This is a genomic window from Tigheibacillus halophilus, assembly GCF_042683165.1.
Lineage (GTDB): Bacteria > Bacillota > Bacilli > Bacillales > Amphibacillaceae > Tigheibacillus > Tigheibacillus halophilus.
Genome location: NZ_JBHUIZ010000003.1, coordinates 277,278 through 290,783, shown reverse-complemented (window position 1 = coordinate 290,783; position 13,506 = coordinate 277,278). Strand labels below are relative to the sequence as shown.

Below are 13,506 nucleotides of genomic sequence, written 5' to 3'. Positions count from 1 at the left end.
ATTCACGCTTCTCCCCCTTCTTTTTTCAATTTTTGCAGAATGTCTTCATCTTTCATTTCCATGAAACGATGGTAGTTATTACTTTCAAGCTGCGGATCGAACTGGCACACTGACAGAAACGGACAAAACGTACAAGCAATGTTTTGTTTATGCTGAAATGGATTCAAATTTACTTTGCCTTCTGTGATATCAATGCCCGCTTGCATCATCAACTCATGGATATGCTGCTGAAGGACATGGAATGTTTCTTCATCCGCCACCTTGGAATTCTTATAAAATTTTTCTTTGTTACTGATGGCTACCGGTAAAATATCACTGCGGCCGCTATCCAATGACGTGTCCATCATTCTTGCAACCGGTACATCATCCAGCAGCATTCCCTTCATCTTATAATCCTTGAAAATCAATTGTTCGATATCATCATCATGAAGCTTATTGTTATGATTGATCATGGGGTTATGCACATGAAAATAGAGCACCCCTGCCGGTGATGCCTGAGCGCCCAGCCATTCCAGCGAGTTACTCAGGACAACATCGAGATACGTGAGCATCTGCAATGCCAACCCATAATACACCTCCAGTAAATTCAATCCTCTATCGCTGGATTTGTAATCTATGATTCTTAATAACAACTGATCCTGATGGAGAGCTTTATCCACCCTGTCTATTCTTCCACGCAGCACCAGTTCGAAGCCATTTGCCAATCGGAGCTGGACCGGTTTCAATGGCTGGTTACTACCGAATCCCAGTTCCAGGCCTACCGGTGAGAAATGACTTTTACGTGCCTGTTCACTAAGCACAAATGCAGCTCTTGCAATGACATCCTGCAATTTCTTTTGTATATATTGATATCGATTGGAACTATGCAAAATTTGATGTTGCAATACCGGCGCCAATTGACTGATGGCTTTTTGTGCGTAACCCCCCGCATCCTTTTTGGACAAATCGGAGAAATCTCTGCCTTCCTGCTGCACCCATTCCGTTATCATTTTCAATGCTTCGTGGAATAACTGACCTATATCCGGAGCATCCAGCTTGTACATTCTTCGTTCTGACAATCCCAAGCTATATTTGGCGAAATGCTGATAAGAACATCGATAATAGGACTCAAGCCGGGATACACTGGTATTGATTTGTTTTGGATACAGTTTTTCAATTGTTTCTTTTGATAAATTTTCCGGTTCATTTCTATAATACAAGCTTTGCAATACCGTATAACTTGAGCCGTATTTTGCATGATTACTGATATACCAGTTAAGTACATGCCACCAGACCGGTTCGATCGGATAACCCCTGCTCTGCCTCGCCAGCTGTACAGTTAATGCAGCTCTTGTTTTCGTCGGCGTCGTGATGAATCTTTCCGTATTCAGTTGTTCATCGGCATCTTGAATCAGAATATGTTCTGCACAAGCCGGGAATAATTCTCCAACACGTCTGATCAATGTGGACGGCAACAGCGTTTTGCCTTCCTCATTACTTAAAGGGTAGCTGATCCACAAATAATCAGTTGCACTGGTCAGTGCCAAGTACATATAGAACCAATCATCCAACAGCTTTCTCTTGCTCGTATCAGCAAGTTGCATTCCCTGCAATGTGAGCAATTCTCTTTCCTGTTCATTGATCACACTGTCAGTCGCCGGCTTCATGGGCCAGATTCCCTCATTGACGCCGAGCAGAAAAGCACAATTCTTATCGCCAATTCTCGTCCTTTCCAGAGATCCAACAATCACGTGATCCATGCTTGGCGGAACATGGGCAAATTTCAAGGTATCCAATCCGGCTTCTAGCATTGCCGCAAAATCATGCAATGATATTTTTTCAGTTCCTGCCATTTCCACGATTTCATCAAAGAGCTGAATCAGTGCGTTCCACACCTGTTCCTGCTCTCTGCCTTTTTCAATCTCGCCCGCATCATCATAATCGGAGCGCATTGTTTCAAGCCGCTGTGGCACATCGATTTTCTCCAGCAATGTATAAATAGCGATACAGCGTTCTTCAATGGTTTTTCTTCCTCTGACATTTTCATCGAATTCTTTCAGTCCTTGTAAAACCTGCTTCCGATAGATATTCAGCCGCTCCTGTGTCTTCTTTTCTGAGTCAGTTTGGGCTTTTTGGTCAAATCCGTGAAATCTACGAAAAACCCAAGGTTCATCGGAAAACCAACGTTTTCTGCCGCGTATTCCATATTCCAGCACATAGTCCTCCAACTCATCGACAGCATCGCTGTTTAAAGGACATTTTTTATCCGCCGCAGGAACAAAACCTGTTTTCAGCATACGAAAAACAGCATCATAACGCCAATCTCCTTCAACAGCCTCCAAGGCGGAGCGAATGAATTCGATCAATGGATGGTGGATCATCGGCCGTTTTTCATCAATAAAAACCGGAATATCGTAATCTCCGAAAATAGTGGCAATCAAATCATGATAAGTAGGGGCTTCACGGTTGAGAACGACAATGTCCCGAAAACGATACTTTTTTTCCCGGACTAGCCTGACAATTTCTTGTGCGGCTGCTTCCACTTCAGCGCGTGGATGAACGGCTTCAGCGATTTTGATTGGTACATCCCCACGGTACGCAGGAGCTGGGCGGGTATCAAAATTTTCTTCCAAATGGGCAAAATAAGGACGATTGATGAACTTTCCTTGTTTTGTATCTAAAATGACCGTATCCTCCACAGCTATCCCATTATCTTCTGCCAGCTGCTTAAGCGCATGATACGTTTCACTCGTTTGATGGAATAAATGTAACTCTGACAGGCTTTGTGTTTCAATATCGGTAGTCAAAGCAACTGTCACACAACGGCATTGCTTCAATAAAGCCTTCACAACTTCCAGCTCCTGAGGGGTAAACTGGTGAAAACCTGCTATATAAATTTCCGCCCGCTTCAATGAATCCGCCTGCCCAATCTTCTCCGCCAGTAATTGCAGTTGATCCTCACTATCAATATAATTGCCGGCCAATGCGAGATTCAATTTTTCATAGATGTACAGCAAATCATCCAGCTTTTCAATCAGAGCTCGTTCCCCCGGCTCTTTATGTACAAAGCCTTGCATATGGACAAGCTGCATTTGTAAAATCTCCGGTGTGACTTGATAGCGTTTGAACTCCGTGATCATTTTTTCAACTTGTTCAAGAAAACCTTGTTTTTCAGTAGCCTTTTGAAAAATATGCCATTTTTCGGATTTTTGTTCAATAATTTTCCGTAACATCATCTGAATACCGATGGAACTGATAAATTGCCTTGTAGCCCCTCCCGTTTCCTGTAAAATACGCCAAGCAAGCCTTGAAAAGCTGAATACCTGCGTACGGATACTGCCACAGAATTCGTGGTCGCCAAATAATGCATATTCCTGATCAAACGTCATCTGTTCTGGAACAAGATAATAAATTGGCGGTCCCTGCGGTTCATCCTTCGATTTTTGCTTGATTTCTTCTGTCAAAAAGGCATTTTTATCTGTACCCGCTCTTCCCACGACGAACCGTATTCCCATAAATACTCTCCTCCCTTTTTCCAATGATTAAAGGTTTTATCTCATAACTGTGTTATTTCAATGCATTTACAGATGGTAATTTGTTCTACGCACTTGAGACGCTTCTTTCAAGTGACATGAAATTTTATATAGACGCGCTTATATTGATGTATATGCAGTCAGAATGGCCTGAAACAGGGCCTCTGAAATGCAGCAGCAGATCTAGTTGAATAAGACCGGCCAATAGTGAAAAGAAAAAGCACATAAAGCATATCTATCGTAGCGGACATTTATCTTCGCATGCTTACGTATTTCTTGTTTTTTCGCACGTGTCGCCACAAGATACTGCCTTATGTACTATTTTAGCAAAAACCAGGGTACGCATATAGTTATTTGTTGTTTGTATGATGCCAATCTTGGTATGGAACCTCCCCTGAATCGATTTTTGTATTTTTTTGCAGCCTTCTTTCAATAAATTTGCCGAAAATCCAAAATAGCAAAATACATATTCCGATAACGGTAGTTTTGACAGGATTTTTTGCAAAAGATGTAATGCTGGAACCTACGTAGGCAATCGAAAAAATCATGACTGTTTTTCCCAGCAGTACAGCCAGGGCAAATTGTTTGAAATTGATTTTTGAGAGTCCGGCAACAACATTGATGATTGCGGAAGGTGAAAAAGGAAAACATAAAAGCAGGAATAAAGGGCCGAATCCATGTTTTTCCAACCATAGGGTTATTCGGCGTACCTGCTTGTTTTCCCTGATTCTTCTGAACCATGATTTCTTGCCTAAATACCGAATGAGAAAGAAAACGCCCATTGCACCAAGCGAAGCTCCCACCCAAGAGTAAATGAACCCAAAAAACAATCCATAGGCTGCCGCATTGGCAAATACAAATACGAACAGCGGCAAAACCGGGATAAAAGCTTCTAGGAATGGCAGCAGCAACCCCGGCAATGGTCCTAAACTCTGGTAACGGTCAAGCAGGTCTTGTATGTAATCATCAATTTTTCCTTGCTCCATCATCACCTGAAAATCTGCAATTATATTCAACACATACATGTGGTCGTCTCCTTACGGCAAAAGCATCTTTTCTATCTATTTTTGTCTAATGAAAACCTCTCCATACATTGTAAAACATAATTGAAAAAACAGATAGTATTTTCAAACTGCGCCTCTTTCTTTTCATTCATTCATAATTCATGTATTTTTTTTGCAGTTTCGTATATAATAGAACAAACGTTCCATTCATGGAGGAGGATATAGATGCGTCAGCTTAACGAAGAAGAGGCGAACATAGCCAACCGTTTCCTTTTTCTGTCTATGGCTATTGTCGTGTTGCACCAGGATAGCGCCTATATTCGCAAATCACCACTGAAAATCAAAGAAAATTACATTGAATTGATTGGAAAAATGATTACAATGGCCACTAACGAACGACGGCTGCTCCGCAAAAAGATGCAAGCGATGCATATGCAGGTGGTAACTCTTGACCAGAACGGATCCTTCACATCCTATTTATTCACCTGCCAAGGAAAGGAGGAAAAATGTAATTACTTTAATCCAGCCATTCGTAGCAAAGTAAAAGACTTGCTGGGCGAACTTATGCAAAAGGCTCAGCGACCATATCAGACCTCCGCTGCAAATGTCTGATGCGATGTTCCAGCAAAAAACGAAATTGAGCCGTACGTTCGAGCTGGTTCAGCATGATGCCATACGAGGTGTCAAAAACAACCCTGCGATTGTTCCTGAACTCCACTTCTGCACAGCCATTTTTTGTTTTATATAATGTCTTAACATGTGAATGGGCAATCCACGAACAATTGGGATTAGTGGGTGATAGGGTTGGAAGGAAATACATGCCGCTGAAGGGATCAATCGAGACGGGGGCTTTATGCGTGATACCGTAAACATCCCTGGTTCCTTCCTGCCTGCCTTTCAGGCTGCTGCCAAAAAATTTACAGGCTTGGTCGATCAACTTGCTAGGGGTGGAACGGATACTGTATTCATCATGTTCTTCCAGGGCCAGGGCTGCTGTCTTACCATGCTTGTCCGCACAGGCAATAACAGCCATTGTCAGAGGAGTGATTTCATACGATGAGGATTGGAAAGTATTCATCATTTAGTTCATCCTTTCATTGTTTAAATGAAAAGAAAGAGGACTTATTTACTAATTTACCAGATGTCTCCCCAAAAGTATAGCCAAATTAATACTTTTCCAACAATTTATCCTTCTTGTCGCTATATCACAGCATTTTTTTGCAAATGGAAAACACAGGCCCTGCTGCTCCACGGTACTGTTTACCTGCCGGGAGCAGGAAAACCTGCTGGGAGTGTATTGATACCCGGAGTGTGGAAAGGAATATTCAGTTTTGCGCTACTCATGGACGAGTCTGTCCCACACTTTTTTTCGGATGTCCAACACGCAAACGCCGCTATTCATTCGATAAAACCAAAGGGGATAGTCATCTGGCGTTTACTGCTTCCCGCAAACTGCGGCGCAATATTTTTCCCGTAGTATTTTTAGGGATTTCCTCAAGGAAAACGATATGTGTCGGTATTTTATATTTCGCCAAATGACTGCCGCAATACATGAGCACCTCATCCTCTGTCATTTCCACATCATTCGAAACAACAAAAGCTTGTACAGCCTCACCGCTATTGGAATCAGGCACACCAATAACTGCGGCTTCCGCTATTTGCGGATGGCTGAACAGTACTTCTTCTACCTCACGCGGATAAACATTATAACCGCCTACGAGAATCATATCCTTCTTGCGGTCAACAATGTAAAAATACCCTTCATCATCCATGCGCGCCATATCACCAGTATGTAACCAGCCGTCGATGATCGTGCTAGCCGTTTCTTCCGGCATTTTATAGTAGCCTTTCATGACATTAGGCCCTTTAACAACCAGCTCGCCGACTTCACCGGGAGGAAGCTCTTCTCCAAATTCATCCACTACTTTATTTTCTACATGCATGATATTCGTTCCGATCGAACCAGGCTTACGCGGCCGGTCAAGCGGATTGAAGCAGGTTACAGGTGAAGCCTCAGAGAGCCCATAGCCTTCCGAAACAATTACATCAAATGCCTTTTCGAAGTTTTCAAGTAATGCAATAGGCATAGCTGCCCCTCCAGAAATGCATAGGCGGATAGAGGCCAGATCGTCTTTTGATCCTTTACCGCTTTGCAATAAATAATTATACATTGTCGGGACCCCCGCAAAAATCGTCGCTTTGAATTTCTTGGCCAGTCGAAACGATTCCTGCGGTGAAAATTTCGGCAAAATCAATACTGTTCCGCCATTCATCAGTGGCGCGTTCAGTGAAACAGTCAAACAAAAAACGTGAAACATCGGCAGTGCGGCAATCACCCTGTCATGCCCTGATATCTGTAAATAATCTGCTGTATCCTTCGCATTCGAAAATAGATTTTTATGTGTCAGCATCGCGCCCTTTGGCTTCCCGGTTGTTCCAGATGTGTATAAAATCAGCGCAACATCTTCTTTCTTTGTTTCAGGAGGAATAAATTCACCAGAAGTATTCCGCATCACTTTTGTAAACGATTTCATTTTATCGGACTTGCGGCTAAATGCAGCATCACTTCGTGTTTCGCAGATAATCACATGTTCCAAGTGCGGAAGCTTTTCTATAATAGCATCCATTTTTTTCACCAGTAAATCCATTGTCAGCAATAACTTTACGTTCCCATTTTGAAGAATATACGTTATTTCATGGGGGGTATAGAGCGGATTGACAGGGATGACAATAGCACCAATCCGAAGCGCCCCGTATAAACCAATGATAAAATGCGGACTATTCCCCAAAATAAGAGCGATATGGTCTCCTTTCTTATAACCTAAAGCTTGTAATTGTGCTGCAAATTGCCGTACAGACCTTTCTAGTTCTTCATAAGAGGTTTCTCGATCTTCAAAGATATAAGCGGTTTTTTCTGGCTGATTTCTTGCTGTTTCACACAATTGATCGGATAGATTCATAAAAATATTCCCCCTTTACGGTGAACATGAATGAATAACCATTCATTTTTGGTACAAAAAGAGACTATTTGTTAACACGCTTTACAGTATATAGTAACTTTTCAAACATTTCAAGGGAGCGATAACAAAATATTAAAGAAAATAGGATTTCTGTAAGTAAAAAGACCAAAACCTCCGCTGAAGATTTGGTCTTTTGTTTAATTACTTTCAAGTGAGTGAAAATTATATCAGTATAATAAACCGATAAAATCTTCTTTAGGTATTTTCCCAAGATAATGCGGGATATCCACATCCTGCAAAGCGACTTCTATCGCTTTTCTCTCGTGGCGAACACCTGCCAGCTTGTCCTCAATGAACCCGACATCTCCTATCCCAAAGAAATCACCATAAATTTTACAATTTTCGATGATGCCTTTTTTTACGTTGAGGCGTACATCTACTAATCCAGCTGGAAATTTATGTGATTCCTGGTAATTGAAAGACGGGGATTTCCCATAATTCCATTCCCAGTTGCGGTAACGTTTTTCAGACAGCGCCATTACATTATTCCAGTCCTCTTCGGTCAATTCATAGCGAGGTACATCCGCTACATTCTGCACATCGAAGATATAGCGTAAAATCATATCTTTGAATTGTTCCATCGGGAGCTTCTCATCCATGTATTCAGAAATGTTTGCAACCCGGCTGCGTATTGATTTAATCCCTTTGGATTCGATTTTTGCTTTGTTGACATTCAATGCAGATACTACATTTTCAATTTCTGAATCATACATGAGCGTCCCATGACTGAACATACGGCCCCTTGTAGAAAACTGGGCATTGCCGGAAATTTTTCGGCCTTCTGCTACAAGGTCATTGCGCCCTTTTAGTTCCGCGGGTACCCCAAGCTTATTCAGCGCTTCCACTACAGGCTGTGTAAACTTAGCGAAATTTTGGAAACTGTTGCCATCATCCTTGGTAATGAAGCTGAAGTTCAAATTACCCTCATCATGGTATACTGCCCCCCCGCCTGACAACCGGCGAACGACTTTAATATGATTACTATCAACGTATTCTGTATTAATTTCCTCAACCGTATTTTGATTACGGCCGATGATGATGGAAGGAGAATTGATATAGAACAGCAAATAAGTGTCCTTTTCCCCAAAATTCTCAAGTACATACTCTTCCAACGCCAAATTGATGGTCGGATCTGTAATGCCCCGATTATCAATAAACTTCATTTTAATTTACCCCCTGCGTTTTTCTACTATTAGTGTATAGGAAAGGGGGAAGCCAAGCAATTATTATTGATTATCTGATACAGGTCGATAATTTTGTTTTAAAACAGGGTTGACATTTTAACATCTGTTGTAATACAATAATCTCAACAGTTGTTATAATACAATTAAGAAATACAACTTCTGTATCACCACACATTTTAAAGGAGGAATTTTTATGAAGAACGTGCTCGAGTTTTTTAGAAATCTTCCAAAAAAGAAATGCAAAGTTTGTGGTAACGAAATTAATGAAAAAGCAGATTGCTACGGCAATGTCTGTGACGAATGTGATCATCCAGCCAGATAAACATCATTAGTAGGCGAACTTTCTTTCAACAGCAGCTAGTGCATACTGGCTGTTTTTTTATGCTGCAGCAGCATCAATTTACCGAAAAAATGATATCTTTATAATTGAAATTATATTATACTTATTTAGTGTACCGAAATAAATTTGCAGGGGGAATCAAAATGCCAACATCAAGACAAAAACGCTCTGAAGTGCCAATAGAACAACAATGGGATCTGACAGCTTTATTCAGCAGCCATACGGAATGGGAAAAAGAATTGAATGCTGTCATCAAGGACGTAAATCAAATCACTCATTTTAAAGGTAAATTAACTGAAAACGCAAAAAATTTACGCGATGGCCTCACAACTTTGGAAAACTATCAAAACAGATTGATCCTTGCAGCTACATATGCCAGCCTACGTTCCAGCGCGGACGGCAGCGATTCTGCCAATCAGCGGGATTCAGCGAGAGTTGCATCTGCTATGGCGAATATCGGTGCTAAATTGGCCTTCGTTCAAAATGAATTATTGTCACTAACAAAGACACAAATCGAACGTTTTATGGAGGAAGAGCCACAATTGCGTCACTTTAGCAAAATGCTTACAGATACGCTCGAAAACAAAGCCTATACACTGTCTCCCGACGTTGAAGAAGTGCTGGCCGCTTTGAGTGAGGTCCATGATGCACCTTATATGCTCTATGAACGCAGCAAATCATCCGATATGCAATTTGATGATATTATGGATGGTGATGGAAAAAAACAGCCAATGTCGGCTGCACTATATGAAGATCGTTATGAAATTTCTGCTGATACGGTTGTACGCCGGGCAGCCTATGATTCGTTCATTCATACATTCGAACAATACAAGAACACCATCGCAGCAAATTACGCAACAGAAGTAACACGGCAGGTCACTATCGCAAAGCTGCGGGGTTATGATTCTGTGACAGACATGCTCCTTCACTCACAACAGGTGACAAAGGAAATGTACCATAACCAGCTTGATATCATTCGAGAAGAACTGGCACCACATATGCGTCGTTTCGCAAAACTGAAAAAGGAAAAATTGGGGCTCTCTGAAATCCGCTATTGTGATTTAGAAGCGCCGCTGGATCCTTCTTACAATCCAGAAACAACCTTTGAGGACGCTGGGAAACTCATACAAGATGCATTGCAAATCATGGGAAGTGAATACAGTGACATGGTTCAAACAGCATTATCCGAACGTTGGGTAGACAGGGCTGACAATATCGGAAAAGCCACAGGTGCTTTTTGTTCCAGTCCGTATGGTGCGCATCCTTATATCCTGATTACCTGGACCAATGCCATGCGTGGTGCCTTCGTGCTTGCTCATGAACTTGGACATGCCGGTCATTTTTACCTGGCAGGCAAAAACCAAAACTTGATGAACACACGTCCATCCACGTATTTTATTGAGGCGCCATCGACCATGAATGAAATGCTTCTAGCCAACCATCTGATGCAGACAGATGATAAAAAGAAAAAACGATGGGTTATCACACAATTACTTGGCACATACTATCACAATTTTGTAACACACTTACTGGAAGGTGTCTTTCAACGCCGTGTTTATAACCTTGCTGAAAACGGGACCCCTTTGACGGCAGATGTGCTATGCGCAGAGCGTTACGACGTTTTAAAATCTTTCTGGGGAGACGATGTAAAAATTGATGAAGGGGCGGGCTTGACATGGATGCGCCAGCCGCACTATTACATGGGTCTTTACCCTTACACATATTCAGCCGGACTGACTGTATCCACCCTCGCTTCGCAGGCAATCATCAAAGAAGGCCAGCCTGCAGTAGATCGCTGGCTCGATGTTCTGAAATCCGGGGGCACCTTGAAGCCGCTCGAATTGATAAAAAAAGCCGGAATTGATATGACCGATGCAAATAACATCCGTAAAGCCGTTGCGCATGTCGGGTCACTTGTCGATGAATTGGGAGCAAGCTACGAATAAATAGCTCGTTGATCATTAATGCCTCTATCCATACAGGATGGAGGCTCTTTGTATACACTCATTTCAGGCATTATTCTTCTGCAAACGAAGCCCGCTCTTCCCCAGAAGAAAACAGGCTGCCACAAAGTGACAGCCTCGTCTTTAAAATCAATCTCGAAAGTAATTAAGTACGCTTTCCACAGCTTGTTCGCCCTGGCCGATACAATCTGGCAGGCCGATTCCTTCGAAGGAGCTGCCGGCGAAAAATATGCCCGGCAATTGTATTGCTGATTCGTTACGAATTTGATTCACCCGGTCGATGTGTCCCACAGTATATTGCGGCATAGCATTTTTCCAGCGCGAAATCACATAAAATTCCGGTTTTTTCTTGATTTTCATCGTTTTATTCAAATCTTTTAATACAACATCAATTATTTCCTTATCTGACAGTTCAACTGCCGACTGATCATCTGGTCGCCCAACATAGCAACGTACCAGCGCTTTACCGGCAGGTGCGGCATTAGGCCATTTTTTATGCGTCCAAGTACAGGCTGTGATGCGATAGTCACTGTTTCGCGAAACGACAAAACCAGTGCCGTCCATGTCTTTTTTGATGGCTGCTGCATCAAAGGCCATCGCAATCGTAGCTACAGATGTTGATGGTACCTCTTCCAGCATCCGGAAATAATCATACTGGCTGAAAATTTTCGGCAATGTGTAGTGTGGTGTGGTCATGACAATAGCATCCGCCTTATAAACGGTACCATCACTAAGCAACACATGATATCCTTGTTCTTTTCTTTCCACATGGTCCACGCTGGTTCGCAAGGAAATATCGACTTGGCCGAGTTGGCTCTCTAGCTCTTCAATCATCGATTCAAGGCCGTTTCGCAGCGTCAGAAACATACCTTTCTTCTTAGAAGATTTTGTTTTCAATTGTTTTTTACTGCCGGTAGACGACTCCTTCAGGCCTTTAATCAAGCTACGGTGTTCCTGTTCGAGCGTATAGAAATTAGGGAAAGTTGCCAGCAAGCTCATGTTATCGATGTCACCGGCGTAAATCCCGGAAAGCAAAGGTTCGACACAATTTTCTACTAGCTCATCTCCAAAGCGACGCCGGAAAAATCCTCCCAGTGACTGATCTCCAGTTTTACCTTTTGGCAGCACATAGTCCATGGCTGCACGCAACTTTCCTTTGGTGGAAAACATGCCGGAAAACAGGAATGGCCTGATTTGTGTTGGCACGCCCATATGTGCCCCTTTCGGCATTTTTCGGAGCTTGCCATCCACAAGGATATAAGACTGCCCAGTTGCATTGCGTACAAGCTGATCATTCATCCCTAGTGATTCTATTAAACGCATGATTGGTTGCTTACGTTCCAAAAAAGAATCAGGGCCACGTTCAATCACGAAGTCCTCATGACGAACAGTCTGAACTTTCCCCCCAAGCCGGTTGCTGGCTTCTACCAATTTGATCTCATACGGCAGATTGTTTTCCTGCATGCTTTTTTGCAGGTAGTAAGCGGTGGCCAGTCCGGTAATTCCGCCCCCTGCAATAAGGATTTTCTTCATTTTCATGCCTTTTCACTGCCCAGTTTTTTCAGCACAGCATTTGCAAGCACTGCAATGAACTCAGGCTTTGCATTCGGCATTTCGGGGCGATAATAATTGGCACCAAGCTCGTCGCAAACAACTTTACACTCATAATCATTGTCGTATAGCACTTCCAAGTGGTTGACAACAAAACCAACTGGTGCATAAACAAAAGATCGATAGCCTTTTTCATGATAAAGTTCACGAGTCAAATCCTGGACGTCCGGGCCGATCCATGGATCAGGTGTATTTCCTTCACTTTGCCAGCCGTTGACATAATTCGTGATGCCTGCTTCTTCCGCAATCATTTTTGCGGTTTCTTTCAACTGTTCCGGATATGGATCGCCATATTGCAGGATTTTCTCCGGCAGACTGTGGGCGGAAACCACCAACACGGCGTTTTCACGTTCCGCATCGTCCATTTTAGCGAATTCGCCGTTGATGCGATCAGCCCAATATTTGATGAAGCCTGGTTCTTTATACCAGCTTTCAATCGACTTGACAGAGATGCCATGTTTGTCTGCTTCTTCCGCTGCTCTCGTATTGTAGGATTTTACACTAAATGAAGAATAATGCGGCGCAAGTACAATGCTGACAGCATCTTTGTATCCATCAGCTGCCATCTGCTTCACAGCATCTTCAATGTATGGCTCAATATGTTTCAACCCAATATATGCTTTGAATTCATATTGATCCTGCATGGCATTCAATTTGGCTTCCAGACCGTATGCTTGATCTTCGGTTATTTTTGCAAGTGGAGATAACCCTCCGATTGCTTTATAGCGATCTTTCAGATCCTGCAGTTGTGCATCAGAAGGTCTGTGTCCATGACGGATATCCGTATAGTATCGTTCAATATCTTCCTCTTTGTACGGCGTTCCGTATGCCATTACTAATAATCCCATTTTCTTTTTTTCCATTTCGAGCA

General features: G+C 42.5%; 10 protein-coding genes. 3 read left to right on the top strand and 7 right to left on the bottom strand.

Annotated features, from left to right (window positions below):
• Positions 1-2: 2 nt before the first annotated feature.
• Both addB and ACFSMW_RS01890 read right to left on the bottom strand, forming a co-directional pair.
• A complete protein-coding gene (addB, locus tag ACFSMW_RS01895) occupies positions 3-3,494 on the bottom strand; it encodes a helicase-exonuclease AddAB subunit AddB (RefSeq protein ID WP_390352526.1) in 3,492 nt (1,163 codons plus the stop codon).
• 368 nt (positions 3,495-3,862) lie between these two features.
• Positions 3,863-4,537, bottom strand: a complete 675-nt coding sequence (locus ACFSMW_RS01890; RefSeq protein ID WP_390352525.1) for a TVP38/TMEM64 family protein — start codon at positions 4,535-4,537, stop codon at positions 3,863-3,865.
• Positions 4,538-4,741: 204 nt separating this feature from the next.
• Here ACFSMW_RS01890 and ACFSMW_RS01885 point away from each other — a divergent pair, with 204 nt between their 5' ends.
• Entirely contained in the window at positions 4,742-5,128 is a 387-nt protein-coding gene (locus ACFSMW_RS01885) for a YhjD family protein (protein WP_390352524.1), read from the top strand.
• Here the strand turns inward: ACFSMW_RS01885 and ACFSMW_RS01880 are convergent.
• From ACFSMW_RS01880 to ACFSMW_RS01870, 3 genes are all read right to left on the bottom strand, one after another.
• A complete protein-coding gene (locus ACFSMW_RS01880; protein WP_390352522.1) occupies positions 5,079-5,597 on the bottom strand; it encodes a competence protein ComK in 519 nt (172 codons plus the stop codon). The two genes, ACFSMW_RS01885 and ACFSMW_RS01880, sit on opposite strands and share 50 nt — an antisense overlap.
• A gap of 343 nt (positions 5,598-5,940) precedes the next feature.
• Positions 5,941-7,476: a fatty acid--CoA ligase family protein gene (locus tag ACFSMW_RS01875; protein WP_390352520.1), complete on the bottom strand. Its 1,536-nt coding sequence runs from the start codon at positions 7,474-7,476 to the stop codon at positions 5,941-5,943.
• A gap of 227 nt (positions 7,477-7,703) precedes the next feature.
• Positions 7,704-8,699, bottom strand: a complete 996-nt coding sequence (locus ACFSMW_RS01870) for a lipoate--protein ligase (protein ID WP_390352519.1) — start codon at positions 8,697-8,699, stop codon at positions 7,704-7,706.
• A gap of 214 nt (positions 8,700-8,913) precedes the next feature.
• Here ACFSMW_RS01870 and yhfH point away from each other — a divergent pair, with 214 nt between their 5' ends.
• Positions 8,914-9,042, top strand: a complete 129-nt coding sequence (gene yhfH, locus ACFSMW_RS01865) for a protein YhfH (protein WP_390352518.1) — start codon at positions 8,914-8,916, stop codon at positions 9,040-9,042.
• A 161-nt stretch (positions 9,043-9,203) separates the two neighbouring features.
• On the top strand, positions 9,204-11,006 hold the full coding sequence (gene pepF / locus ACFSMW_RS01860) for an oligoendopeptidase F (RefSeq protein ID WP_390352516.1): 1,803 nt from the start codon (positions 9,204-9,206) through the stop codon (positions 11,004-11,006).
• 147 nt (positions 11,007-11,153) lie between these two features.
• On the opposite strand, the gene hemY is transcribed toward pepF, so the two are convergent.
• Both hemY and hemH read right to left on the bottom strand, forming a co-directional pair.
• Positions 11,154-12,563 (bottom strand): protoporphyrinogen oxidase, encoded by a 1,410-nt coding sequence (gene hemY / locus ACFSMW_RS01855; RefSeq protein ID WP_390352514.1) that lies wholly within the window; start codon positions 12,561-12,563, stop codon positions 11,154-11,156.
• Positions 12,560-13,498, bottom strand: a complete 939-nt coding sequence (gene hemH, locus ACFSMW_RS01850) for a ferrochelatase (RefSeq protein ID WP_390352512.1) — start codon at positions 13,496-13,498, stop codon at positions 12,560-12,562. The genes hemY and hemH overlap by 4 nt, the downstream gene beginning before the upstream one ends.
• Positions 13,499-13,506: the final 8 nt, after the last annotated feature.

Bases quoted from the DNA above. Each gene is read 5' to 3' on its own strand.
- addB (WP_390352526.1), bottom strand. From the start codon at position 3,494: ATGGGAATACGGTTCGTCGTGGGAAGAGCGGGTACAGATAAAAATGCC.
- ACFSMW_RS01890 (WP_390352525.1), bottom strand. From the start codon at position 4,537: ATGTATGTGTTGAATATAATTGCAGATTTTCAGGTGATGATGGAGCAA.
- ACFSMW_RS01885 (WP_390352524.1), top strand. From the start codon at position 4,742: ATGCGTCAGCTTAACGAAGAAGAGGCGAACATAGCCAACCGTTTCCTT.
- ACFSMW_RS01880 (WP_390352522.1), bottom strand. From the start codon at position 5,597: ATGATGAATACTTTCCAATCCTCATCGTATGAAATCACTCCTCTGACA.
- ACFSMW_RS01875 (WP_390352520.1), bottom strand. From the start codon at position 7,476: ATGAATCTATCCGATCAATTGTGTGAAACAGCAAGAAATCAGCCAGAA.
- ACFSMW_RS01870 (WP_390352519.1), bottom strand. From the start codon at position 8,699: ATGAAGTTTATTGATAATCGGGGCATTACAGATCCGACCATCAATTTG.
- yhfH (WP_390352518.1), top strand. From the start codon at position 8,914: ATGAAGAACGTGCTCGAGTTTTTTAGAAATCTTCCAAAAAAGAAATGC.
- pepF (WP_390352516.1), top strand. From the start codon at position 9,204: ATGCCAACATCAAGACAAAAACGCTCTGAAGTGCCAATAGAACAACAA.
- hemY (WP_390352514.1), bottom strand. From the start codon at position 12,563: ATGAAAATGAAGAAAATCCTTATTGCAGGGGGCGGAATTACCGGACTG.
- hemH (WP_390352512.1), bottom strand. From the start codon at position 13,498: ATGGAAAAAAAGAAAATGGGATTATTAGTAATGGCATACGGAACGCCG.